Origin of the sequence: Spirosoma utsteinense (assembly GCF_014282275.1) — a bacterium.
Lineage (GTDB): Bacteria > Bacteroidota > Bacteroidia > Cytophagales > Spirosomataceae > Spirosoma > Spirosoma utsteinense.
On record NZ_VFIA01000006.1, the window covers coordinates 103630 to 127901 of the forward strand.

The following is a 24272-nucleotide window of genomic DNA, read 5'->3' on the forward strand; positions in this document are numbered from 1 at the left end:
GTATTTTTTACCTATTATGATGGAACGTTTACTGCATTTCTTTGCGCAATATCCAATTGATCTTATTTCCCATTTAAGCAGTATTCTTTCCATCATAGCTGGTGCCCTGCGTTATAAATATTTAACCCCTAATCTTAAAGCAATATGGGTTTTATTTATTCTTAACTTTATTAAAGATACATACTCGCTAATCATAATATTTACTGAGCCCAGTAACGCATATATATATAACATAGAACCTATTTACCAGACAATTTTAATAGGCGTCATATTTTATCTTTCTTTCGATGGTTCCGCCAACCGTCGGCTTATTGGCGCACTTACTGGTATCTGCACGCTGATTACCTTGTTTTACTACCAGAAAGATCAGGTATCGACGGTTAGTTTGTCTGTATTCAAGCTCTTTGCCATTGTTCTTTCGCTGAGTTACTTTAACAAGGTAGTAATGGATATGCGGGTGAAGAATATTATGGGCCACAGTATGTTTTGGTTTACAGCCGGCCTACTTGTCTATGCAGCGGGTACCTTTTTTACTGTCCTGTTCAGTGAGTTTATTTTCAATCCAAAAATAGTTGATGACGAAACATTCAGCATCTACTGGAATTTAAACAGCTTCCTTTTTATTCTATTTGCAGTACTATCGGCTATTAGTATTTGGTTTGGTAAATTTGATCGCGAGAATTTAATATGAACCGAAGGACCTGGTAGGATTACAGAAGATACCTATTCCAGGACAAATACGGTTTATCAGGACCGGGTAACCAGTCATGGATTTGGTCGGTTCGTTTACCACTCACTCAGTCGCCCTACTCAACAATTGACATTAGGGCGCGTTATGTCCACTTTTACCCTACTTTCTTTGAGTCGTAGTTAAATGTAGTGTCAATGGACTCCGGTTTCGTTATTGCTGTCGGTACGGCCGTGTTGTTAGTGATGGCGGTGTTTATCATCATCTTCGTCGCCTATTACCAGCAAAAGCAGGCGAAACAGCAACTGGCACTCAAAGAACTACAAGAGCAGCACCGGCGCGAACTGATGGCCGCTACGTTCCGGGGGCAGGAAGCCGAGCGCCGGCGGCTTGCCGAAGATCTGCACGATGGTATTGGTACCATGCTATCGGTAACCAAGATGAGCCTCAATCAACTGGAGCGCCAAATGAATGGAGAGGTGACCATGCGCACCAGTCTCCACATCCAGAAAACGCGCTCCATGATTGATGAGACAATGACCAATGTCCGCCGTATCAGTCGGGATCTGGTACCAACTACGCTCGAACGCTTTGGGTTGCTGGCCGCCCTCGAAGAACTCGCCGACCGCGCCACTGATGGCGAATTGGAGGTCCATGTAGACTGTCCCGAATCAATCAGCGACTTGTCTTCACCAACAACATTGATGCTCTACCGGATTGCCCAGGAGTTGGTCAACAATGCGATTCGGCACGCACGTGCCAGGTATATTACCATTCAGCTTTATTGCATCAACACCGAAGTACGAATGTCGGTGCTTGACGACGGGGTCGGTTTCGACTTCGACGCCGTAATGGAAGACAAGCAGGGGGGATTGGGGCTGCGTAATATTGAAAGTCGTCTGAGTGTCATGGATGGACACGTAACCTTCGATGTGGCTCATGGCCGGGGGTCACAGGTACACGTTCAGGTACGCCTGACCAATCAGGCACCTGTTGAAAGAGCAATTGTAGGATAGCGCAGGTAGGTATAAGCTACAGCAAATGAATTGAACGTCAGTAAGGTACGCTTTTTCTTCCGCAGCCGGTCGTTTATATTCGTGCCCGTTGTTTGCTTTGTCCCTGGTTTCAACGACCAATACCTACCTCTTAATACCTTCCTCTATGCGAAAGATCAAACTGGCACTCTGCGATGACCACACGCTGTTCCGGATTGGAATGGCTACTATACTAGGTCAGGTTCATGACTTTGAATTGATACTTGAAGCGGGTAACGGACAGGAACTGATCGACCGAATCCCCCGAAAAACACCCGACGTGGTGTTGCTGGATCTGCAAATGCCCGTTATGGACGGAACCGCTACCGCCGATTATCTGCGCGAAAATTACCCGCTTATTAAAATTGTTGTGCTCACTATGCACGACGAGGATCGAATGGTGTTGCACCTGTTGGAAAAAGGCGTTAGCGGCTACCTGCTTAAAGATGCGGAAGCAGGTGAGGTTGAAAAAGCAATTCGGAAAGTAATGGACGAAGGGGTCTACCTAAACGATTTTGTGTCGAAGGCAATGCTCCGTAAAATGACAAATAAAACGACTGTCGTCAGGCCAATCAATGCGTTTTACAATAGCAAAATACTCCTCTCAGAACGTGAAAAAGAGGTATTGATGCTGATTTGTGAGGGGTTATCTACTAACGAAATTAGTGAGAAAATCTTTCTCAGCCCCCGTACCGTTGAAGGGCACCGCCTGCGAATCCTCGAAAAAACCGGCACCAAAAACACCGCCGGCATGGTGGCCTACGCCTTTAAGAATAGTTTGGTTTAAAAAAAAGGAGGAAAGGGAGGATGGAGAAAAGGGAGGAAGGAGGAGGGAGGAAAGGGAGGAAAGGGAGGAAAGGGAGGAAAGGGAGGAAAGGGAGGAAAGGGAGGAAAGGGAGGAAAGGGAGGAAGGAGGAAGGAGGAAAGGGAGGATGGAGAAAAGGGATTGAATGTGCATTCCTTTCCTCCCTCCTCCCTTTCCTCCTTCCTCCCCCTTATAACCCTCCCGTCTTCCCGCCATCTACGGGTACGTTAATGCCTGAAATGCTGGCTGCTGCGGGTGTGCATAAAAAGGTTACAGCCGCGGCTACTTCCTCAGCCGTAGCGAAACGCCCGATTGGAATGTCGCTCTTCATTTGAGCAGCTACGTCTTCTTCTGATTTCCCTGACGATTTGGCCCGCATGGCCAGTACGGCGTCTAACCGGGCGGTGCTTGTGTAACCAGGTAGTACGTTATTGACGGTTATACCGAACTGTCCTAACTCCAGCGATAATGTTTTAGACCACTGAGCCACCGCTCCCCGAATGGTGTTGGAAACGCCTAATCCCACAATTGGCTGTTTTACGGACGTAGAAATAATATTGACGATACGGCCATACCCCGCCCGTTTCATCGCCGGTACTACAGCCTGTACCAATGCCTGGTTGTTGAGCAGGTGATTGTGGAACGTCTGAACGAATTCTTCTGGTTTGGCATCGATCAGGGCTCCACCCGCCGGCCCACCCGTATTGTTGATAAGAATGTGCAGATCAGGAAACTGCGCCAGGTGTTGCGTGATGGCCGAAGATACGGCTCCCGACTGGCTGAAGTCGGCAACGATATACCGATGCGTTTGCCCATGATCGGTAGCCAGTGTATCGACGGTTTCTTTTAGTGCTGCTTCATTACGGGCCATGAGTACAAGGGTAGCCCCCAATAAAGCCAGCTCTATGGCCGTTGCGCGGCCAATGCCCTGTGTACTACCGCCGACCAGAGCTGTTTTTCCTGTTAAGTCCAGATTCATTGATTTGAGTGAGGTTATTGCCAGCCGCTAGAGTATAAACCTTTTGCGCTTTCCCTACGTATGTACTCCTAAACAAACAAAAATAATGAAACACTACACGATAAAAGGAATGGTCATGTTACTGTTTGGTTTGATAGTATCTGGCCTGACCGCCTTCCGTGACCCTTTTTTCCCATTATCTCCTTTAGCTGAGCCTGTTAGTCACGTAATTTTTGATCAGTTGGCCAAAAAATACATCGATGAAAAAGGGCTGGTCAACTACAAAGGCTTTAGGAGCGATGGAAAAGAGTTGAAAAAATACCTCGATTTGCTGGCCGGTAACCCACCAACCGACAAGTGGAGCCAAAGTGAGCAGATTGCCTACTGGATCAATGCCTACAACGCGAACACGATTCAGCTGATTCTGGACCACTACCCTGTTAAGAGTATCCAGGATATTGGTAGTAAGATCAAGATACCATTCGTCAATACCCCCTGGGATGTCAAATTTATCAAGGTGGGCAATGAAACGTATGACCTGAACCGGATTGAACATGGTACGTTGCGGAAAAAATTCGATGACAAACGTATTCATTTCGCGCTCGTATGTGCAGCCCGGTCGTGTCCCAGACTGCGCAACGAGGCCTATACGGCTGCTAAACTGGACGCACAGTTGAACGACCAGGGTGTCGACTTTATGAACAATCCGGCCAAGAATGCTATTACGCCCCAGAAAGCGAGTTTGTCCAAGTATTTTGACTGGTATAAAGGCGATTGGAAAGATGACAATAAGTCGGTTGCCTATTGGGTAAACCGGTATTCAAAGACGAAGATCAACGAGAACACCCCGATTTCTTACCTGGATTATAACTGGTCTCTCAATGAGCAGTAAGCGCCACAGTTCCAGTCTCCTATCGGTTTAGGTCCAAAATCATAAGAACTAATCTTTCTGTTTCAGGTTGTCGGTAGTAGATGTCTATTACGGACAACCTGTTTTTTATGCCCAAACGAATAGTATACTGGTTTCGTAACGACCTTCGGCTACACGACAATGATGCTTTTTCCCGAGCCATGGCCGATGATGCGCAGGTACTGCCCGTATTTGTGTTCGATCCGCGCTTGTTCACCGAATTGCCAGTCATTGGATTTCCTAAAACGGGACCTTTTCGCGCCAATTTTTTGATCGAAGCAGTAACCGATTTGCGGCAGTCTCTGCGAGAAAAAGGGGCCGATCTGATCATTCGAGTGGGTGATGCGGCTCTCGTGCTTGCCGAACTGGCTGAAGATATCAGTGCCGAAGCCATTTATGCCAGTAAAGAAGTGACTCAGGAGGAAACCGATACGGAATCCGATCTGAGCAAACGCCTGAAGCCGCTCAATATCGATCTGGAGCTATTCTGGCAGTCGACACTCTACCACGTTCGTGATCTCCCGTTCGATATTGCGCGGTTACCAGCCGTTTTTACCCAGTTCAGGACCAAAGTCGAGCAGGAAGCTACTGTTCGGGCGGTAATTCCGACACCCGAACGTGTTCGTTTTGTGCCCGACGTCCCTGCTGGTGATGTGCCTGCGCTAAGTACATTCGGGTTTCCGGATACGCTGATAACTGATGTTCGGGCGGCTGTAGCTTTCCATGGCGGTGAAACAACGGCGCTGGCCAGGCTACACCGGTATGTATGGAAAACCGGCCTTATCAAAACGTATAAAGAAACCCGTAATGGGATGCTGGGCGAGGATTATTCCAGTAAGTTTTCGGCCTGGCTGTCATTGGGTTGTTTGTCGCCCCGGCAGATCTACAGCGAAGTCAAGCGGTTTGAAGCGGAGCAGGTGAAAAACGATTCCACTTACTGGCTCATATTTGAGTTGGTATGGCGTGACTTTTTCCGGTTTGTGGCTCTACGCTATGGTACGCGTATTTTTAAGCCAAGTGGTATCCGCCACGACTTTAATAAGAAGTGGAATCACGACATCGATCTTTTCCAACGTTGGGTGACTGGTGAAACGGGTATCCCGTTTATCGACGCCAATATGCGCGAGTTAAATCAAACCGGGTTTATGTCGAACCGGGGGCGTCAAAATGTAGGGAGCTTTCTGGTAAAAGATCTGGGTATCGACTGGACATGGGGAGCCGCTTACTTCGAGAGCTTGCTGATCGATTATGATCCATCCAGTAACTGGGGTAACTGGAACTACGTAGCAGGCGTAGGCAATGACCCCCGCCAGGACCGGTATTTCAATATCTACAGCCAGGCTACACGTTACGACGAACGGGGCGAGTATGTAAAACACTGGCTCCCTGAACTGGCTGCTGTACCGGCCGATCAAGTACATCTGATTTACGATCTGTCGGCAACAGAACAGGCGCAGTATGGGTTAATACAGGGTGAATCGTATCCGCTACCGGTCATCAATCCAGAGAAGTGGACAAAGGCCGAAAAACACCGCTAGCGTAGTTTTACGTTGACAAATTGATAGTTTTACCCAACTTTGGCCTCAACAACAATTCTTTCTATCTGAACAAACCATGTCAAGAACCTTAATTATCGTAGTCGTAATCGCTATTGCGCTGGGTATGTACGGCTGTAGTTCCTATAACGGCCTCGTCGAAAAAGACACAAAAGTTGAAAACTCATGGGCCAATGTGCAAACGCAGTACCAGCGTCGCGCCGACCTGATTCCTAACCTTGTCCGGACAGTACAGGGTGCAGCTAATTTCGAGAAAAGTACGCTTACGGCTGTGATTCAAGCGCGGGCCAACGCCACAGGTATCAACCTGAATGCCGATCAGCTGACTCCCGAAAATATTCAGAAGTTTCAGGCTGCTCAGGATCAGTTGAGTGGCTCACTGTCGCGCCTGCTGGCGGTAGCCGAGAGCTACCCGCAATTGCGCGCCACGCAGAATTTCTCTGAACTACAGGCGCAGCTGGAAGGTACAGAAAACCGCATCACGGTAGCCCGTAACGATTTCAACGGCGTAGCTACCAGCTATAACCAATCGGTTCGGTCGTTCCCGAACAATATCTTCGCAGGTATCTTTGGTTTCGCACGGAAAGGTTTATTTGAAGCGTCGAAAGCTGCCCAGAACGCTCCAACGGTACAATTTTAATACCGGTGAACGATGAACGATGAATGCATTCCTGCACTAATCATTCATCGTTCATCATTCATAAGTAACTTATGTCTCCCTTCACGCCTGATCAGCAAGAGCGCATTGTAGAAGCCATTCGACAGGCTGAAAAGGCCACATCGGGTGAAATTCGGGTGCATGTCGAGCCAAACTGCCCGTCAGTAGATCCTGTACAGCGAGCCATTGACGTATTTGCCCGCCTGGGTATGCATCAGACAAAGGCCCAAAACGGGGTACTTTTCTATCTGGCCCATGTCGACCGTAAGTTTGCTGTATTGGGCGATAAGGGAATTGACGCCAAAGTGCCCCCTGGTTTCTGGGAAAGTACAAAAGACCTGCTACGGACCTACTTTGCCAGGGGTGATTATGCCGAAGGGTTAAGTCAGGGAATTGAGCAGGCCGGACAACAGCTACGGCGGTATTTTCCGTATGACGGCGTTACCGATACCAACGAACTCACCGACGATATTTCGATTGAATGACACTTCTGTGAACGTACCTACTTTCTTTATTAAGGCTGTCCGAACGATCCGGCTGGCTATGCTGGTGTTTCTACTGGCGTTGTCGACTAACGTACAGGCGCAGCAAGAGCCGGCTACCGAAACCGGTACAAGTGCCGATGCAGCCATTCCGGATAAGCCCAGCCCGCCCCGGTTGGTCAACGATTTCGTGGGTATACTGAGCAGCAATGAGCGGGCCCAGCTGGAACAGAAACTCCGGACATATAATGACTCCACCTCGTCGCAGGTAACGATCGTCATTGTTAAAACGACAGAGCCGTATCCCATTGGTGACTTTGCTTTTCAGGTAGGCCGGAAGTGGGGTGTTGGTCAACAGGGCAAAAACAACGGGATTGTCATCGCCTGGGCTACCCAAACCCGTAAAGTATACATTTCTGTTGGCTACGGCCTGGAGGGAGCCATTCCCGATGCCATTGCCAAACGAATCATCACTAACCAAATAACGCCCGCCTTCCGGCAGCAGCAGTATTACCAGGGCCTGGATGCAGCTACAACCGAACTGTTTCAGCGCGCCAGTGGCGAGTATAAAAGTGATCCCAAGGCGGATAGCGGTGAAGGTGGAGGTTCTTTCTTTCTGATTCTGATTATTATAATGGTCGTCATTTTCATCATCATCCGCCGGAATCGGGGTGGTGGGGGCGGCAGCAACCGGAACCGGGGTGGCGGATTCTTTCCTCCGATCTTCTTTCCAACATCAACCTTCTCGGGCTGGGGTAACTCTGGCGGGGGAGGATTTGGGGGCGGTAGTGGCGGTGGAGGAGGTTTTGGCGGCTTCGGTGGAGGTAGCTTTGGCGGGGGCGGTGCCGGGGGAGACTACTAGCAACCAGCCTTACTAATCAAAAAAGGGGTTCGATAAGCTGCCGTTGAACAGGCCAGCTTATCGAACCCCTTTTCTCATATAGAGCAAATTATTGAATGACCAGTTTTTCAATCAATAAAATAAACAGGTGAATCACTTTTATATGAATCTCCTGAATGCGGTCGGCATAGCCAAAATGAGGCACACGGATCTCCACGTCGGCCTGGCCCGCCAGTTTGCCACCATCTTTCCCTGTAAGTAAAATAACGCGCATACCCCGTTGTCTGGCGGCTTCAACGGCCCGGATGATATTGGCAGAGTTGCCACTCGTGCTGATACCCATTAATACATCCCCTTCGTTGCCTAACCCTTCGATGAACCGCGAAAAGATAGCATCATAGCCATAGTCATTACCTACACAGGTAAGGTGACTGGAGTCTGAAATAGCAATGGCCGCTAAGGAACGGCGGTCATCACGGTAACGGCCGGATAGCTCTTCGGCAAAGTGCATGGCGTCGCAGTGGGAACCACCGTTGCCGCACGAAATGATCTTGCGACCTTTTATAAGGGCGTCGGCCATGAGCTGAGCCGCCTGTTCGATGGCTGTAAGGTGTTCGGGGCGACTCAGGAACGTCTCTAATACCGATTGGGCTTCGGTCAGTTCATGGCGGATTATATCGAGCATTTTCTCTTAATTCGGTGATGTTGTCGTAGTGCTGGCAGCACTATCTGCCGCAAACTTACTGACGACTCGTGACTTCTACGCTGTAGAGCAGGTTAGAACACCCAGTTTCGGTAGGGGAGGTTCCAGCGAAGCGCCAGGCTGGCAACCTGGTTGGTGTAGGTGTCTTCCCGCGACTGGCTGTCCTGATGGCGGTAGAGATATCGGGCTTCAAGAAAAATATTGTGCCTGACCATGTAAGAACCGCGCAGGTCAACGTAGGTAATAATATTCTTGCGACCCTGACCAATGAAATTGCCCTCATTCCGGAAGCGGGACCGGTAATCGAGCAGAATGTTGCCGCCGTAATTCAAACCAGGCGGGTCAGCACCATAAGTCATTATTCCAAAAATACCATTGGCCGATAGCTTCTTCTGCTGATAGCGTACGATGCCCAGCATTTCTACAAAGTTAGCGCCCAGCGGGTGGGCCAATGGCTGGCTATAGTTGGCGTAGTTTGTCTGGCCTGCGCTCACCGTAGCCGATTTCTCGTGTGAGTAGGTAAACGGGCGAGCCAGGTTCATCTCAACCTGCAAGTCAAGGTTGGGAACATTAAAGGCGTCGATGTATTTGGCACCGATCTGCCAGGCAAATTTGTTCGTCCAGTCTCCTTTTCCAGCCTTCAGGTTCTTCAACAAAAATTCATCGAGCATGAGCTGGCTGTAGACCAGGAAGTGCGACAGGAAGTTCCCCTTGACATCCAGGCCGATCATGGCATTGTCGGCGCTGCCCCGGCTCGACTCAACATACCGGTACAGAATTACCGGGTTGAGGTAGCTCAGGTCTACACGGTCACGGCTAAACACCTCGGCTTCAAATACACCGAAATTCAGGTGATCGTTAACGTTGATACTCAAGTGGTGCATGGCAGCAAACTTGGGCGGAATCAGTCGTTCCCCTTCGGCGGTGTTAAGGGGTGCCTGGGTATTCTGTAGCTGGGTATAAAGGTTCGTGTACTGGATACGTTTACCCAGCCGTGTCGAAAATTTCATAAACAGCGAGGACGGGCTGTTGTCGGACAAGAACAGCGAACGGAAACCATTGCCGAAGAAATTACGATCGTGGCCGAACTGAATATTGATGACCTTCAGCGCATTGAACGTAATATAACCCCGTGCCGAGAGGAAATCCACGCCATTCTCGCCATATCGTTTGGTAAACGATTCGCCCGGTGCCGAACCCTCCAGCCCGTTGGAGCGGCTGTAGGTACGGCCATAATTTTGAATGTATTCAGGATAAATAGCCTGATTATCGGAGAAGAAAGAGTAAAACCCCAGCTTGCGGCCAATTGTACCCCGGACTTCCAGCCCACGCGTATTGACAAATAACGATTGCCTGTCAGATGCGGCTGTTCCTGCCTCGCGGGCCACATTTTCGAGTCCGATGCCAACATAAACAACCGGGTTGACATGCAAATCGATATCTGGAGTACGGAGACTATAGAAATCTGCTTTTTTCTGGTAAAAAACCTTCAGGAGCGGGCGTTCGCTATCGCCTGGTCCGGGTAGTGGGCGCAGATGTTTCAGGAAGGGGTCGGAACGCAAGGAATCGGCGGCCGAGGACACCCATTCCCAGCTATCGTCGCGCAGGTAATCGTAATTAAAGTAGTCGGTATCGGAGAAATCACGGCCCGGATTGGCGGCCAGACTGTCGGTCAACTCAATAATACTCTGTCGGTTATAGGGTTTCACACTACTGTGGAACCCATTGGCCCAACGATTCTGTCGTATCTCTAACCGATCGATCAGGTGGTAGTAGTCAGTGTTGAGAGGCACGAATGGGCTTTGCGCCTGAGCTGTAAGCAAACTAAGCAGAAAGCAGAAAAGGTAAACGTATTTACGCATGTAAGTTACCGGCTGTCCAGCTCTGGTGAACTGTATCAAATGGTTCAATGTGCTGTATCAGTCGGTTAAATTAGGAAATAGGTTTGGATATACGCCAACCATAGGGCTAATTTACAGGTAAAGAAGCCCCCTCCTTATGTTTGTTTTTGCCCAACAACCCTCTCTGGCTAATCAATATGTAGCCGAATTACGCGATGTATCTATTCAGAAGGACCGGCTACGATTTCGCCGGAATCTGGAAAGGCTTGGTGAGCTGATGGCCTATGAAATCTCGCGCACCTTACCTTACCAAAACGTGTCGGTAAACACCTCGCTTGGCGTTGCTGATACGCAAGTGCTTCGTCAACAGCCTGTTCTGGCTACTATTCTACGGGCAGGACTTCCCTTTCATCAGGGGTTCACTAACTACTTCGACCAGGCCGAAAACGCCTTTGCGGGAGCTTATCGAGGGTATACACCGGGGGGGGACGATGCTTTTGAGATCGAAATGGACTACATCGTTAGCCCGGACCTGAGCGGCAAAACGCTCATTCTATGCGACCCTATGCTGGCAACGGGCCGTTCGCTCGAAAAAGTTTACCACGCCCTCTTACGATACGGCATTCCGGCTCAAACGCACATCGCTGCTGTGCTGGCCAGTCCTGAGGGTGTTCATCATGTACAGACACAATTACCACAATGCCATCTCTGGCTGGGGGCTATCGATGATCACCTCAATGAGCATTTCTACATCGTGCCGGGCCTGGGCGATGCTGGTGATTTAGCCTATGGCCAAAAAGTATAGCTTTCCTATAGGTAATATATTGATATACAGATTTTTACGATATTATTGGCAGAATCATACGGTTAATAAATTAGCGGGTAAGTAACCGTTGAAGGGAGTAGATTTTACATCATATTTGGAATTCTGACGCGCAATGCTCTGAGACCAACGTGAGATAGTATTGGCATATCTATACTATAGCGCAACTGTTTTTGGGTTGTTCGCTTCAGGAAAATCTACTTTAAACTATCTAATCTATTCACCCATGTTACAACTATTACGAAGATGTAGCGCGTTCCTGCTGGTCGCGCTCATGGTATTGTGTATGCCAATTACAGGCTGGACACAATCGACTATCAAAGAGGCATCGAAGGAGGCCAAGATCAGTCCTGACCTCTATCAGGTCATGACGAACAGAGGCCAGCTGGCTCCGGCTGTTATTAACGGTTTCTCGGTACAGACAAACCAGGTTTTCGCTGGTGACAAGGTAGCCATTGAAGCGGTTGCCAACAACGAGGATGGCGCGGGTCTGCTCAACCAGTTGAGGGCGTTGGGGTTAACCGATGGGGTTGCCCACAAGCGAATGATCTTTGGCTACTTGCCTATTGATAAACTTGGGGAGCTGAAAAACGTATCTTCATTAGGTTTTGCCCGCTCTTATTACAAACCCGAAACCAATACAGGTTCAGTTACTTCGCAGGGGGATGCTGCACTGAAAGCGGATCTGGCCCGGACAACCTACAGTGTAACGGGCGCTGGCGTTAAAGTAGGCGTTATCTCTGACTCGTATAATAATTCAGGCGGAGCAGCAGCCGGAATAGCTTCAAATGACCTGCCAGCTGCTGGTGTGCAGGTTCTTTTAGATTTAGCGTCGGGAGGTTCCGATGAAGGTCGGGCTATGGCCGAAATTGTTCATGATGTAGCGCCCGGGGCCGCCATTGCTTTCAATACAGCATTCAACGGGCAGGCAGGCTTTGCACAGGGTATCATTGATCTGGCAGCGGCTGGTTGTAAGGTGATCGTCGATGACATTATTTATTTTGCCGAGCCGTTTTTTCAGGATGGTATCATTGCTCAGGCTGCCGATCAGGTAGTTGCCGCTGGCTCAGCCTACTTCTCGGCTGCGGGAAATCAGGCAAGGTCCTCCTACCAGGCTGCGTATAAAAGTGGTGGGACATATGCCAACCCGGGTATTTATGGAACAAGTACGGCATATCCAACCCATGATTTTGGTACGGGTGGGGTCGATAATATGCAACAAATCACCATTCCAGTGGGCGGCCAGCTTCGACTGGCTTTTCAATGGGATAATCCATTTAAATCGGTTAGCGGTGGTGCGGGAGCTACAACGGATCTGGATATTATTGTTCTCGATGCAACCACCGGAGCTGTACTTGGGGGTAGTATAATTAACCAGTCGAGTAGTGGCGATCCGGTGGAAGTTACGGGTACAATTACCAATACTACAGGTTCACCCCGTTTAGTCAATGTCGTTATCGTCAAACTTGCAGGACCTGACCCAGGCCTGATCAAGTGGGTAAACTTCGGAAGCCGTACGATCATACCAGAATATGATACCAAGAGCAGTTCTTCCTTTGGGCACAGTAACTCAGCTAAAGCTATTAGCGTAGGTGCCGCTCCTTACTTTGGTACGCCTGTTTTCAATGCAGCAGCAACGGCCACTATTGAGAATTTTTCCTCGGCTGGTGGTACGCCCATACTCTTCACGACTACAGGCGACCGGATTAATGGAATCGTCGGTACCGTCCGGCAAAAGCCTGAGATTACGTCCGTGGATGGAGGGGATAATACATTCTTCGGTGGCGATTATGAGCCGAATGGTAAGCCTAACTTCTTTGGTACATCGGCAGCCGCCCCGCATGCTGCGGCTGTAGCCGCGCTGATGAAGCAAAAAGTGCCCGCCATTACCCCGGCTACGATCCTGTCGACGCTCAAAAGTACAGCATTGGATATGGACGATCCGTCTACGCCCGCTTTCGATGCCGGGTTCGACTTTGGAACGGGTTATGGCTTCATCCAGGCCGATAGGGCACTTCAGGCAATATCCCCTGCTAACACTGCGCCAACGGTGGCCAATGTGATTGCGCCCAAGTCGGGCACGGTGGGTGTGGGTTTTACTTTCACCATTCCGGCTAACACCTTCAGTGATCCTGAGGGTCAGGCGCTGACGTACACAGTAACTGGCCTGCCTGCGGGTTTGACATTTGCCGGTACTGTCATCAGCGGCACGCCTTCGGTGAGTGGAGTCAGTACGGTGAGCGTCAAAGCGACCGATCCGGGCAGTCTTTCGGCGAGTACAACCTTCCAACTAACGATCAGTCCGGCTCCGCCAGTCAATGTGCCCCCATCTCCACCAGCAGGCGGCATCCCTAATCAGGTAGCCACCGTAGGTACGGCTTTCACCTATGTGGTTCCGGCCTTCACTGATCCTAATGCTGGTCAGACGCTGACCTACTCGGTGACGGGTCTGCCCGCCAACGGGCTGAGCTTCACGGCAGGCAGTCGTACCATTTCAGGTACACCTTCGGCATCGGGTACCGTGGGCGTGACCGTAACGGCCAATGATGGCAACGGCGGTACCGCTTCGTCAAGCTTTACGATTACGATTAATGCAGCGCCGGTGGTGCCCCCAGCTAACACGGCGCCAACGGTGGCCAATGTGATTGCGCCCAAGTCGGGCACGGTGGGTGTGGGTTTTACCTTTACTATTCCGGCTAACACCTTCAGTGATCCTGAGGGTCAGGCGCTGACGTACACGGTAACTGGCCTGCCTGCGGGTTTGACATTTGCCGGTACTGTCATCAGCGGCACGCCTTCGGTGAGTGGAGTCAGTACGGTGAGCGTCAAAGCGACCGATCCAGGCAGTCTCTCGGCGAGTACAACTTTCCAACTAACGATCAGTCCGGCTCCGGTAACCCCCCCACCGAGTGGTCCTTTCTCGATCACGGGCGTCACAACGGTGACCTGCGTGACGATCACGGCGGGTCAGCGGCAAGTGAGCTTCACGCCCCGGTACGCGGGTCTGAGCGGTCAGCCTATCAGCTTCTCGGTAAGTAACGAGTTGTCGCCAACGATGGCTGCGGGTCCTTACACGCTCACGCTCTACACTGATAACCCGAGCGTAACCTTGAAGGCGACCCAGACAGGTACGGCGGGCGAAGCGAGTTTCGTCTATAACTGGCTGGCAGCCTGCAATGCCGGTACTCCTCCACCGGTCAACCTGCCTCCCGTGGCCTCGGCACCGGCTAACCAGATGGCTGTCGTCAATCAGGCTTTCACCTATGTGGTTCCGGCCTTCAGTGATCCCAACGGTGATGCGCTGACGTATACGGTGAGTGGTCTGCCGGCGGGCCTGATCTTCACCGCTGCTAGCCGCACCATCAGCGGCACGCCTTCCCTGACGGGTGTCAGTACGGTTACCGTCAAAGCTACCGATCCGGGCAGTCTCTCGGCCAGTGCCAGCTTTATGCTGACGGTGATTTCGGCTCCGGTAACTCCCCCACCAAGTGGTCCTTTCTCGATTACGGGCGTCACGACGGTAAACTGTACGCCCCTCTCAGCGGGCAAGCGGACGGTGAGCTTCACACCCCGGTACGCGGGACTAACGGGTCAGCCTATCAGCTTCTCGGTAACTAACGAGCTGTCGCCAACGATGGCTGCGGGCCCTTACACGCTCACCCTCTATACCGACAACCCGAGCGTAATACTGAAGGCCACCCAAACGGGCACGGCGGGCGAAGCGAGTTTCGTCTATAACTGGCTTACGGCTTGCAACGCCACCGCCCGGCAGGGTGTATCGGGAGCTAGCGAACTACAAACCAAGCTAACGGTTTCCCTTTACCCTAATCCAGTTGGCGAAGAGTTCTCTATTGGAATCAAGGGTGCTCAAGGGCAAAAAGTTGGAATCACACTGTCAGACGTTAGTGGTCGTGCATTGACGAACACATCGGTAGACGTAACAACTGCCGATCATCAGGAGCGGCTTCGGTTCAATCAGGAGCGGCCTGGTTTGTATTTGCTTCGGGTAAGTACCGCCGGTCAAATGGTTGTGCTGAAAGTGATAAAACACTAAGCGTTGTCCCCCGGGGTTCTCGCCTGAAACGATAATCCCGGGGACGTTTTGACTGCTCATAAATAAAGCCTTGACCAGCATTGGTCAAGGCTTTATTTATGAGCAATAGTTTGTATGGAAATTACCGCAAGTCGACCACTTCAACACCCGGATATTTGCTCTTATCGAAGGCGAAATAAGCGTCTGAGATAGCCGCGTTAGGGGTAAACTTCGTAATGGTGTAGGTGGTGCGTTTACCATCTTTATTGATGATCAGCCAGTTTCGAACAGACCTGTCCAGCTTGTCTACCGAAATCTGAACGGTAGCGATTGGGCTTTTCTGACGGTTGGGTGTCAGTTCGATGACTTCCATTGCCCGGCCGCCCTGCTTCTGTTCCTTTAAAAATTTGTAGTCGAAACCTCGCTTATAGATCGTGTAGATCTGAGTTGGATTTAACTCACTGGTTTCATTTTTGTCGTAATCCTGAACGTTGACCTCGTTCGATTCCTTGATATAGGTCGACATCGTTTTACCATCGGTGAATACCTCCTGACCACCAAGGATCAACCGGAATTTCTCACTTTTTACGGTTAGATCGCCTTTGTATGACTCTTTCGTACCCGCTCCAACGCTGGCATAGGTGAAAGCAGCCTGATAGGATTTAAGCGATTTGTATTTTTTGCTCATAGCATCCAGGATATCCTGGGCTCGCTTGTCTTTTTGAGCAAAAGCGGGAATTGTCAATAAAAGGGTAAGGCTTAGCAGCCAGGCTGTTGGTTTCATTCTTATGTGCATTACTCGTCAATTCAAGTTGCCTGAACAACTACACTGAAAGTTGTTCTATTTATTCTTAGACCAGAATTGTACGGAAAAAGTTTAATAAGCTACCTGCTCAACGGATTGGTCCCACGGTGGCGGCTACTCTCCTTTAAGCCGCTTTAGCATTTCTTCCAGCGTTTGCAAATCAGAAACGAGGACATCACGGGCTTTACTCCCCTCAAATTGTCCAACAATCTTGGCTGCTTCCAATTGGTCGACCAGACGACCGGCGCGGTTGTAGCCCAGTTTGAGTTTGCGTTGAATAAGCGAGGTACTGCCCTGCTGGTGAATGACAATAAGTCGGGCGGCTTCGTCGAACATAGGGTCGCGGTTGTCCAGGTCCACGTCCTTTTCGTCGGTTTGCCCCCCCTCATCGCCCAGAAATTCCGGTAGCGCGTATGCATCGTCGTAACCACGCTGATTGCCAACAAATTCGCAGAGGTCTTCGATTTCGTTGGTATCGACAAACGGGCACTGTAGCCGGATAATGTCGGAGTTTGACGATAAAAGCATATCGCCCATACCGACCAGCTGCTCGGCACCACCTGTGTCCAGAATGGTTCGGGAGTCGATTTTGGAGGTCACTTTAAACGACAGACGTGCGGGGAAGTTAGCTTTGATCAAACCCGTAATTACGTTGACCGAGGGACGCTGGGTAGCCACAACCAGGTGAATTCCAATAGCCCGGGCCAGCTGGGCTAACCGGGCAATAGGCTGCTCAACTTCCTTGCCGGCGGTCATCATCAGATCGGCTAACTCATCGATAATCAGGACGATGTAAGGCAGGAAACGGTGACCCTTTTCGGGATTAAGCCGCCGTTTTACGAATTTGGCGTTGTATTCTTTCAGGTTGCGGCAACCGCCATCCTTGAGCAGATTGTACCGGTTGTCCATCTCGATACAAAGCGAATTGAGGGTATTGACAACTTTCTTGGTATCGGTAATGATGGGTTCTTCGGCATCGGGTAATTTGGCCAGAAAGTGACGCTCCAGTTTGTTGAACAGGGTAAGCTCCACTTTCTTCGGGTCGACCAGCACGAGTTTTAGCTGCGACGGGTGTTTCTTGTAAATCAGCGACGTCAGCAATACATTGAGACCAACCGATTTTCCCTGTCCTGTAGCACCGGCCATGAGCAGGTGAGGCATCTTGGCCAGATCGGCCACATAGATTTCGTTCGAGATGGTTTTACCCAGCACGATTGGCAGATCGAACTTACTGGAGCTAAACACGTCGCTCGTGATCATCGAACGCATGGAGACCATTTCACGGTTCTTGTTCGGTACCTCAATTCCGATAGTACCCATGCCCGGCATCGGCGCAATAATCCGAATGCCCAGGGCCGATAAGCTCAAAGCAATATCGTCTTCAAGGCTCTTGATTTTAGAGATACGAACGCCTTTTGCGGGTATGATCTCGTATAGCGTAACAGTCGGTCCGATCGATGCCTGGATGGAGTCGATCTCGATACCGAAATTCCGCAGCGTATTTTCAATTTTGATTTTGTTCGCCGTCAGTTCATCGTCCGACACCTGCGCTTTGCGGTTGTTCTGATACTCGGTCAGCAGGTCGTTGGTGGGATACTGGTACTGCGGTAGGTCGAGGGTGGGGTCGTACAGGCCATGCCGGGCCACCAGATCATCTTCTTCGAAGGGGTCCGGTTCAAAGGTAGGAGCGGGTGTGGCGCTGAGTTCAGGTGATTCTTCGTCCAGATCGTCAGTGACTACATCGCGATTTTTAATAGTAAGCGTTACACCGGTCGACTGGGCAATTACGGCAGGGACGGTGGGTGGCAAGGGCTCATCGATGGCGTCCTGTTTCTCCTCAATTAGGGCCGGAACCGGTGGGGGTATGACCGCATTATAGCCATTGGAGGCCATAGCCGGTTGGGCTACCGTTTCCGCAGAGAGGTCATCTTCCTCATCCTCCTCGTTCTGTTCGCCCTCCTCGTAGGTCTGTAAGGTATCATCCCGAAGCGGGGCGGTCCGGATTCGGTCAGGCCGTGAAATCGTCGGCAGCTTCAGGGTGCGCACGTTGAAGTAGTAGACGACAAAAGCAAAAAGCATAAACCCGATAAGGGCCAGATTACCCCAGCCGAACAGGCTATAAAGAGCCACGTTGACCTCGTAGCCGATACCCCCGCACCAAAGGCTTGAGGTTTCGGCTGAATTGGACACCAGTACGATGTAGCCAAGCAGGAGGCTAACCCAGACCGCTACAAACAGCAACGTGGCTGTTGCCCGGCTCAGAGGCAGCAGTTCATGCCGGAACGCGAGTTTATAGCCTGCCAGGAAAACGATCACCGGCAGGGCAAGCGCCCCAATGCCGAACCACCGGAACACAAACACCTGCGCTACCGCAGCGCCAACCAGCCCAAGCCAGTTGCGTACTTCGGTGCCGGACTCGGCCAGTGGCTCCGACAGCGCAGACCCAACTACGCTCTGATCGGCTGCGCCGTTGATAAGATAGGACACAAAGGCAACCATCAACCCGATGGCCAGCAGCATGAGCAAAACCCCTAGTGTGAGCGTGGATCGCTGATCGGTTAACCAGCGATCCAGAGCCGCCCCCCAGTTCAGTGAGGGCGTTCGGATACGTCCCGCCGATGCACCGGAGCGGTTGGGCCGCGGTGGTCGGTTATCGGTACGTTCGGTAGGTCGGCGGAGGGTATTCTGACGGGGCGATGTCGTTGGTTGGGCCATGCGTAAATGTCGGGCTGTAGCGGCAGTGGTAAATTTCCCATTTTTTAACGAAAAATCGCGCACAACCGCATGGAATTACCATAAACACCAGTATCCGGTCTTTATGGGCCCGAATCGCGTCAGGAAGCCGCTGAAAGGGGTAAGGTCACCGGGTGATGGAGCAAGGCCCGGTTGATTTGCCTGGCCAGCCCGGGCCCTTCGTAGATAAAACTGGTATACACCTGGATCAGACTGGCGCCGGCGTTCAGTTTTTCGATAGCGTCAGTGGCCGAGAAGATGCCGCCTACGCCAATAATTGGGAAGGCTCCCCCTGACTTTTGATGGAGGTAGCGGATGACCTCGGTCGATCGCTCGCGCAGCGGTCGACCGCTAACACCGCCTGCTCCCATCTCCGTTACCACAGCTGCATCGGTTACTAATTCCGCACGGCTGATGGTTGTATTCGTAGCAATGACGCCCGCAATACCCGTGTCGGCAACAATGGCAATGATATCGTCTAGCTGCCCATTCGTCAGGTCGGGAGCTATTTTAAGAAGAATCGGTTTTGGAACGGGACGCTGGCGATTTTCGGTCTGTAGTGCTGTTAGCAAATGGGTGAGGGGCGCCCGCTCCTGTAAATCGCGCAGGCCGGGCGTGTTCGGGGAGCTGACGTTGACCACAAAGTAGTCGACCGCGTCGAACAGATCCCGGAAGCCAGCCAGATAGTCGCTTAGCGCATCATCATTGGGCGTATCTTTATTTTTTCCAATGTTGCCGCCAATAATTACCCGGCGGCCATCCCGATTACTGGCGAAATGACGCAGCCGTCCAGCGGCTGGCCCCGCGCCTTTGTTATTGAACCCCATCCGGTTTATGAGTCCGCCATCGGCTTTTAACCGAAACAGGCGCGGGCGGGGGTTGCCAGCCTGCGGGCGGGGGGTGACGGTTCCAATTTCAACAAATCCAAATCCCAGATCGCTTAGTTCACTGACCAGTTCGGCGTTTTTGTCGAATCCAGCCGCCATGCCGACGGGGTTCGGGAACGTTAATCCGAAAACGGTTCGTTCGAGCCGCCGGTCGTCGACACCATACCACCTTCGGCTCAGTGCCGACACGCCTGGAATGGTGAAGACAAATTTCATGAGCGTTGTAACGACATGGTGGATCGTTTCGGCATCAAATCGAAATAACAGCGGAAGGAGAATACGATTGTACATGTTGTAGCACCGCCCCTCTGGGTCAGTGAGTGCAAAGATAAGTTGCCGGCCCCGAGGAGTGGCATTACGTTACCCGAATAACTCCGATGACAGGTAGCGATCGCCCCGGTCGCAGATGATGCAAACGATAACGCCGGATTCCAGCTCCTGAGCTAACTTGAGCGCGGCCCAAACCGATCCACCGCTACTCATGCCGGCAAAAACGCCTTCGACGTTGGCCAGTTTCCGAGTCATATCGGTCGCATTTTCGGCCGAAACGTCGATAATCCGATCTACACGATGAGGTTCAAAAATTTTGGGCAGGTATTCTGCCGGCCATTTGCGGATACCAGGAATGGAAGAACCCTCTGTGGGCTGGCAACCAACAATCTGAACTGCCGGGTTTTGCTCTTTAAGGTAGCGCGAGGTACCCATGATTGTACCGGTAGTGCCCATCGACGAGACGAAATGCGTTATTTGCCCGGCCGTGTCACGCCAGATTTCGGGACCGGTTGTGTGATAATGAGACAGGTAATTATCCGGGTTCTCAAACTGGTTCAGCATCAGGTAACCGCCTTTCTTTACCTGCTCTTCGGCATAATCGCGCGCACTTTCGATGGTTTCGGTCAAGATTACGGTGGCCCCAAAAGCTTCCATAGTCAATACCCGTTCGCGGGTAGAATTCTCGGGCATGACCAGTTCAATGGCAATATCGTAAAGCCGCGCAATCATTGCCAGCGCGATACCGGTATTCCCACTCGTAGCTTCTATCAGCTTCATTCCGGGCTTTAATTCGCCCCTGGCCAGTGCGCCCTGGATCATGCTGACGGCGGCACGATCTTTGACACTGCCGCCAGGATTATTGCCTTCGAGTTTGCCGTAAAGTGTAACGTTGGGATTTGGATTCAGTCGGTTTAATTCAACCAGGGGAGTATTGCCGACCAGATCAAGCAAAGTTGCCATGCGAAAGGAGCTATTCTTGTTTCCTTTTGTGAAGCCTTAGACCGACTAATAAGTTCGTTGGGCTCATTCGTCCTGCGTGGTTGAATAATTTATGTAGTTTAGGCTGGTAAGTATTTCTACTCAAAAAAAGAATAGTCTACAAATTTGTATACTTTTAAAGGGAAAGCTAATGGCTTGATGCTGAATTTTTTGTAAACTTGCTCCACTCGCCGTAACAATCTGACCTGTCTCCTAATGCTATTTATACTCAATCTACTTTGTTCGCACCACAAACTCATTCGACATGAAAGCAACTCTGTTGACAAAGCCGCTCTCCCATGCGCGCGTTGAACAAATTGCCGGTCAGTTCGCTATGCCCGATTTGTTGCTGCCCTTCTGGGGCTACCGCAAAAAAATGCCTATGCACCAGATTGTGCGGTTGGAAGGCGAAGGAAACTACACATTGTTTCATTTTGTCGATGGTAGCCAGCTAATGGTATCACTAACGTTGAAAAAACTGGAGAGCCGGTTATCGCCGAAAGTCTTTGTTCGGCTTCACAAAAAAAATATCATCAACCTGCTCTATCTTAAAGGGATTCATCCCGATCGGCAGCAGTTGAGTATCAGTCTCGTCAATGGGGACTACGTAGAGGTGTCGCGCCGGAAAGCCAGCCAATTTATGAAGCAGGTCAAAGGATTTCAGCAGGAACTGATCGAACTCAGCTTAGCCCAGGCGGTCGGCCAGCCCGGTATTGCCTGACAGGGTACACCTGAATTCATTGTACAGCAAAACACTGGCTCCTGGGAGCCAGTGTTTTGCTGTACAATGAATTCAGGCTGTTTTCTTTTGTTTTTCCAACTCTTCATCCCGTAAGGGACGTCGAAGAATTTTACCGACGTTCGACTTGGGGAGTTCATCCCGGAACTCGATAAGCCGGGGTACTTTGTAAGGGGTCAGATTTTCCCGGCAGTAGGCCTTGATGGTTTCAGGTGTTAAGGCCGGATCTTTCCTGACAACGAAAATTTTTACGACCTCCGTCGATTTCGGGTCTGGAACCCCAATGCAGGCTACTTCCAGTACGCCGGGACACTGGGCCACCACATCTTCGATCTCGTTGGGATAGACATTAAAGCCCGACACCAGAATCATATCTTTCTTGCGATCGACAATTTTGAAGAAACCATCTTCACTAACTATACCTACGTCGCCGGTTTTGAACCAATCGCCCAGCATTGACGCGGCCGATTCATCGGGGCGGTTGTAATAACCACTGAATACCTGGGGGCCGCGGGCTACAATTTCGCCCGCTTCGCCAATAGCTGCATCGGTGCCATCCTCGCGAATGATTTTCAGGTCGGTACTAGGCCAGGGGACGCCAATCGTGCCCACGCGTACCGATCCGTCGATTGGGTTTGATGACAGTACGGGAGACGTTTCGGTCAGGCCGTATCCCTCGCAGGGGGTGTTACCTGTGAGTTTAGTCCATCGCTCGGCAACGGCCGTTTGCAGGGCCATACCGCCCGCCGAGGTGACGCTCAAGTGGCTGAAATCGACCTCTCCGATACGCGGATGGTTGAGTAGCCCATTATATAGCGTATTGACACCCGTAAAGGCAGTGATTTTGTACTTTTTCAGATCGTCGATAAACGCGTTCAGATCGCGCGGGTTTGTAATAAGCAGGTTCATGGCCCCACTTTTCAAGGCGGCCAGCGCATTCGTTGTCAGGGCATAAACATGGTATAAGGGTAGGGCCGCAACAATGATCCCGTTACCATCGGGCACGCCACCGGGTTTCATCCATACATGCTGGCACTCCACATTAGCAATCAGGTTGCGGTGTGTGAGCATTGCCCCTTTCGAGACACCTGTGGTTCCGCCCGTATACTGAATAAAGGCCAGATCGGCGTTTTTGATGGTTACTGGTTTGAACGGCTGCTTACTGCCCCGTGTCAGGGCATCGCTGAACGAGATGGCATCTGGCAGGCTATAAGGCGGTACTAACTTCTTAACGTATTTGACAACCGCGTTGACAAGCTGTTTTTTAGGGAAACCCAGTAGATCGCCCAGGCTCGTAATGACAACGTGTTCAATATCCGTTCGGGGTAGAATCTTCTCCAGATTACTCGCGAAGTTGGACAGAATCACAATAGCCTTAGTACCTGAATCTTTAAACTGATGCTGCATTTCACGGGGCGTATACAGCGGATTGGTATTCACAACGGCCAGACCCGCCCGCAACGCCCCAAACATAGCAACAGGATACTGTAGCGTATTGGGCATCTGGATGGCAATTCGATCGCCCTTTTGCAATTTCAGATCGTTTTGCAGAAACGACGCAAACTTCCGCGACAGTTGATCGACTTCAGCAAACGTAATTTCCTTTCCCATGCAGGAGTAAGCGGGACGATCGGCGAACCGGGTAAAGGCTTCATCCATCATGGCCGCCAGCGACGGATAGGCATCAGGGTTTATGTCGTGTGGAACGCCTTTGGGGTAAAATCGAAGCCAGGGGCGGGAGTTTATAGTTTGTTGCGTTTCCATGCAGCGATAGTCTGTTTTTTAGCAAAAATAAAACGAAAGCAGGACAAAGTTCGTCTGTGAACAAAATTACAAAGTAGGTAAGGCCCCTGGTATTTTCCTGTCGTTAAGCGAGGTGGGCAAGTGCGGTAAACATAATCTTTTACCCGCTAGGGCTGATGGGTTAGGTCTGACAGGCAGTTGGAAGTACGGCCTGTAAACTCAAACCTCGAAAATTAAGGTAGGGAATAATGTAGCTGGAAAACTCGATCAGTTGATTTATGACCTACCTTTCGAGTAGTTTTACTCAGTCCTCTCTTTAAAAGTATACTATGGATAAAAATGGCCCGGTGATTGTCATTGAGGATGACGCTGATGATCAGTTCCTGTTCCAGCAGGTTTTTTCCAAGTTAGGCTATGTAAATGAAGTTATTTATTTCTTCGATGGGCAGGAGGCACTTGATTTTTTAATGACAACGCCTATACTTCCTTTCCTGATATTGTCTGATATCAACATGCCCAAGCTGGATGGATTTGCGCTAAGAGAGAAGTTACACACCGACGCTGCGTTACAGGTCAAATGTATTCCTTATTTGTTCTTCTCCACGGCTGCCAGTCAGGAGATGGTTATTAATGCCTATAGCCTATCGGTACAGGGTTTCTTCCTGAAACAGCAAACGCTGATTGGGCTAGAGGAAACCATCAAGAGTATTATGGAATACTGGAAGCGGTGTGCAGCACCCAATAATTTTAGTTAATCACTGGGTTTCAAGGGCTCTGGTTAC

20 protein-coding genes are annotated in these 24272 nt (G+C 50.7%); 12 read left to right on the top strand and 8 right to left on the bottom strand.

Translation table 11 applies throughout. From position 1 onward, the window contains the following. The first annotated feature begins 16 nt into the window (after window positions 1-16). The 3 genes from FH603_RS06545 (at window position 17) to FH603_RS06555 (ending at window position 2509) form a co-directional block, all read left to right on the top strand. Window positions 17-691, top strand: coding sequence for a hypothetical protein (locus FH603_RS06545; RefSeq protein WP_186736663.1), 675 nt, complete (start codon window positions 17-19; stop codon window positions 689-691). 188 nt (window positions 692-879) lie between these two features. Beyond that, on the top strand, window positions 880-1704 hold the full coding sequence (locus tag FH603_RS06550; RefSeq protein WP_186736664.1) for a sensor histidine kinase: 825 nt from the start codon (window positions 880-882) through the stop codon (window positions 1702-1704). 145 nt (window positions 1705-1849) lie between these two features. Continuing rightward, window positions 1850-2509 (top strand): response regulator transcription factor, encoded by a 660-nt coding sequence (locus FH603_RS06555; protein WP_186736665.1) that lies wholly within the window; start codon window positions 1850-1852, stop codon window positions 2507-2509. 208 nt (window positions 2510-2717) lie between these two features. Here FH603_RS06555 and FH603_RS06560 read toward each other — a convergent pair whose 3' ends face one another. Further along, on the bottom strand, window positions 2718-3506 hold the full coding sequence (locus FH603_RS06560; RefSeq protein ID WP_186736666.1) for an SDR family oxidoreductase: 789 nt from the start codon (window positions 3504-3506) through the stop codon (window positions 2718-2720). A gap of 85 nt (window positions 3507-3591) precedes the next feature. Here FH603_RS06560 and FH603_RS06565 point away from each other — a divergent pair, with 85 nt between their 5' ends. The 5 genes from FH603_RS06565 (at window position 3592) to FH603_RS06585 (ending at window position 7953) form a co-directional block, all read left to right on the top strand. Next, window positions 3592-4377 carry a DUF547 domain-containing protein gene (locus FH603_RS06565; RefSeq protein WP_186736667.1) on the top strand — a complete coding sequence of 262 codons (786 nt, stop codon included), beginning with the start codon at window positions 3592-3594 and terminating at the stop codon, window positions 4375-4377. A 107-nt stretch (window positions 4378-4484) separates the two neighbouring features. Then, window positions 4485-5933 (top strand): DASH family cryptochrome, encoded by a 1449-nt coding sequence (locus tag FH603_RS06570; protein ID WP_186736668.1) that lies wholly within the window; start codon window positions 4485-4487, stop codon window positions 5931-5933. Between the two features lie 76 nt (window positions 5934-6009). Continuing rightward, the gene (locus FH603_RS06575; protein ID WP_186736669.1) at window positions 6010-6591 is read left to right on the top strand and encodes a LemA family protein; all 582 of its coding nucleotides are present in this window, start codon (window positions 6010-6012) and stop codon (window positions 6589-6591) included. Window positions 6592-6662: 71 nt separating this feature from the next. Further along, window positions 6663-7094, top strand: a complete 432-nt coding sequence (locus tag FH603_RS06580) for a TPM domain-containing protein (protein ID WP_186736670.1) — start codon at window positions 6663-6665, stop codon at window positions 7092-7094. 7 nt (window positions 7095-7101) lie between these two features. Further along, window positions 7102-7953 carry a TPM domain-containing protein gene (locus tag FH603_RS06585; RefSeq protein ID WP_394366364.1) on the top strand — a complete coding sequence of 284 codons (852 nt, stop codon included), beginning with the start codon at window positions 7102-7104 and terminating at the stop codon, window positions 7951-7953. Window positions 7954-8041: 88 nt separating this feature from the next. Here FH603_RS06585 and lpcA read toward each other — a convergent pair whose 3' ends face one another. Next, a complete protein-coding gene (gene lpcA, locus FH603_RS06590; protein ID WP_186736671.1) occupies window positions 8042-8617 on the bottom strand; it encodes a D-sedoheptulose 7-phosphate isomerase in 576 nt (191 codons plus the stop codon). Between the two features lie 92 nt (window positions 8618-8709). After that, window positions 8710-10497, bottom strand: coding sequence for a hypothetical protein (locus tag FH603_RS06595; RefSeq protein WP_186736672.1), 1788 nt, complete (start codon window positions 10495-10497; stop codon window positions 8710-8712). A gap of 136 nt (window positions 10498-10633) precedes the next feature. Between FH603_RS06595 and upp the strand changes: the two genes are divergently transcribed. Both upp and FH603_RS28530 read left to right on the top strand, forming a co-directional pair. Further along, entirely contained in the window at window positions 10634-11281 is a 648-nt protein-coding gene (gene upp / locus FH603_RS06600) for a uracil phosphoribosyltransferase (protein ID WP_186736673.1), read from the top strand. 244 nt (window positions 11282-11525) lie between these two features. After that, window positions 11526-15353 (top strand): putative Ig domain-containing protein, encoded by a 3828-nt coding sequence (locus FH603_RS28530; RefSeq protein WP_186736674.1) that lies wholly within the window; start codon window positions 11526-11528, stop codon window positions 15351-15353. 121 nt (window positions 15354-15474) lie between these two features. Here FH603_RS28530 and lolA1 read toward each other — a convergent pair whose 3' ends face one another. The 4 genes from lolA1 to cysM all read right to left on the bottom strand — a co-directional run bounded on the left by lolA1 (window position 15475) and on the right by cysM (window position 20990). Beyond that, window positions 15475-16116, bottom strand: a complete 642-nt coding sequence (gene lolA1, locus FH603_RS06610) for an outer membrane lipoprotein periplasmic chaperone LolA1 (RefSeq protein WP_186736675.1) — start codon at window positions 16114-16116, stop codon at window positions 15475-15477. A 135-nt stretch (window positions 16117-16251) separates the two neighbouring features. After that, entirely contained in the window at window positions 16252-18852 is a 2601-nt protein-coding gene (locus FH603_RS06615) for an FtsK/SpoIIIE family DNA translocase (RefSeq protein ID WP_186736676.1), read from the bottom strand. A 119-nt stretch (window positions 18853-18971) separates the two neighbouring features. Next, entirely contained in the window at window positions 18972-20048 is a 1077-nt protein-coding gene (locus FH603_RS06620) for a quinone-dependent dihydroorotate dehydrogenase (protein ID WP_186736677.1), read from the bottom strand. Window positions 20049-20117: 69 nt separating this feature from the next. Further along, window positions 20118-20990 (bottom strand): cysteine synthase CysM, encoded by an 873-nt coding sequence (gene cysM / locus FH603_RS06625; RefSeq protein ID WP_186736678.1) that lies wholly within the window; start codon window positions 20988-20990, stop codon window positions 20118-20120. Between the two features lie 283 nt (window positions 20991-21273). Between cysM and FH603_RS06630 the strand changes: the two genes are divergently transcribed. After that, complete coding sequence (locus FH603_RS06630; protein ID WP_186736679.1) at window positions 21274-21729, top strand: LytR/AlgR family response regulator transcription factor; 456 nt, start codon at window positions 21274-21276, stop codon at window positions 21727-21729. Window positions 21730-21801: 72 nt separating this feature from the next. Here FH603_RS06630 and FH603_RS06635 read toward each other — a convergent pair whose 3' ends face one another. Next, window positions 21802-23511 (bottom strand): AMP-binding protein, encoded by a 1710-nt coding sequence (locus tag FH603_RS06635; protein ID WP_186736680.1) that lies wholly within the window; start codon window positions 23509-23511, stop codon window positions 21802-21804. Between the two features lie 308 nt (window positions 23512-23819). Here FH603_RS06635 and FH603_RS06640 point away from each other — a divergent pair, with 308 nt between their 5' ends. Continuing rightward, window positions 23820-24245 carry a response regulator gene (locus tag FH603_RS06640; RefSeq protein WP_186736681.1) on the top strand — a complete coding sequence of 142 codons (426 nt, stop codon included), beginning with the start codon at window positions 23820-23822 and terminating at the stop codon, window positions 24243-24245. The last annotated feature ends 27 nt before the right edge of the window (window positions 24246-24272 follow it).

Excerpts from the sequence above, each read along its gene's own strand:
- cysM (WP_186736678.1), bottom strand. The coding sequence starts at position 20,990 with ATGGCAACTTTGCTTGATCTGGTCGGCAATACTCCCCTGGTTGAATTA.
- FH603_RS06635 (WP_186736680.1), bottom strand. The coding sequence starts at position 23,511 with ATGGAAACGCAACAAACTATAAACTCCCGCCCCTGGCTTCGATTTTAC.
- FH603_RS06595 (WP_186736672.1), bottom strand. The coding sequence starts at position 10,497 with ATGCGTAAATACGTTTACCTTTTCTGCTTTCTGCTTAGTTTGCTTACA.
- FH603_RS06560 (WP_186736666.1), bottom strand. The coding sequence starts at position 3,506 with ATGAATCTGGACTTAACAGGAAAAACAGCTCTGGTCGGCGGTAGTACA.
- FH603_RS06555 (WP_186736665.1), top strand. The coding sequence starts at position 1,850 with ATGCGAAAGATCAAACTGGCACTCTGCGATGACCACACGCTGTTCCGG.
- FH603_RS06615 (WP_186736676.1), bottom strand. The coding sequence starts at position 18,852 with ATGGCCCAACCAACGACATCGCCCCGTCAGAATACCCTCCGCCGACCT.
- upp (WP_186736673.1), top strand. The coding sequence starts at position 10,634 with ATGTTTGTTTTTGCCCAACAACCCTCTCTGGCTAATCAATATGTAGCC.
- lpcA (WP_186736671.1), bottom strand. The coding sequence starts at position 8,617 with ATGCTCGATATAATCCGCCATGAACTGACCGAAGCCCAATCGGTATTA.
- FH603_RS06640 (WP_186736681.1), top strand. The coding sequence starts at position 23,820 with ATGGATAAAAATGGCCCGGTGATTGTCATTGAGGATGACGCTGATGAT.
- FH603_RS06630 (WP_186736679.1), top strand. The coding sequence starts at position 21,274 with ATGAAAGCAACTCTGTTGACAAAGCCGCTCTCCCATGCGCGCGTTGAA.
- FH603_RS06570 (WP_186736668.1), top strand. The coding sequence starts at position 4,485 with ATGCCCAAACGAATAGTATACTGGTTTCGTAACGACCTTCGGCTACAC.
- FH603_RS06580 (WP_186736670.1), top strand. The coding sequence starts at position 6,663 with ATGTCTCCCTTCACGCCTGATCAGCAAGAGCGCATTGTAGAAGCCATT.
- FH603_RS06620 (WP_186736677.1), bottom strand. The coding sequence starts at position 20,048 with ATGTACAATCGTATTCTCCTTCCGCTGTTATTTCGATTTGATGCCGAA.
- lolA1 (WP_186736675.1), bottom strand. The coding sequence starts at position 16,116 with ATGAAACCAACAGCCTGGCTGCTAAGCCTTACCCTTTTATTGACAATT.
- FH603_RS28530 (WP_186736674.1), top strand. The coding sequence starts at position 11,526 with ATGTTACAACTATTACGAAGATGTAGCGCGTTCCTGCTGGTCGCGCTC.
- FH603_RS06545 (WP_186736663.1), top strand. The coding sequence starts at position 17 with ATGATGGAACGTTTACTGCATTTCTTTGCGCAATATCCAATTGATCTT.
- FH603_RS06575 (WP_186736669.1), top strand. The coding sequence starts at position 6,010 with ATGTCAAGAACCTTAATTATCGTAGTCGTAATCGCTATTGCGCTGGGT.
- FH603_RS06565 (WP_186736667.1), top strand. The coding sequence starts at position 3,592 with ATGAAACACTACACGATAAAAGGAATGGTCATGTTACTGTTTGGTTTG.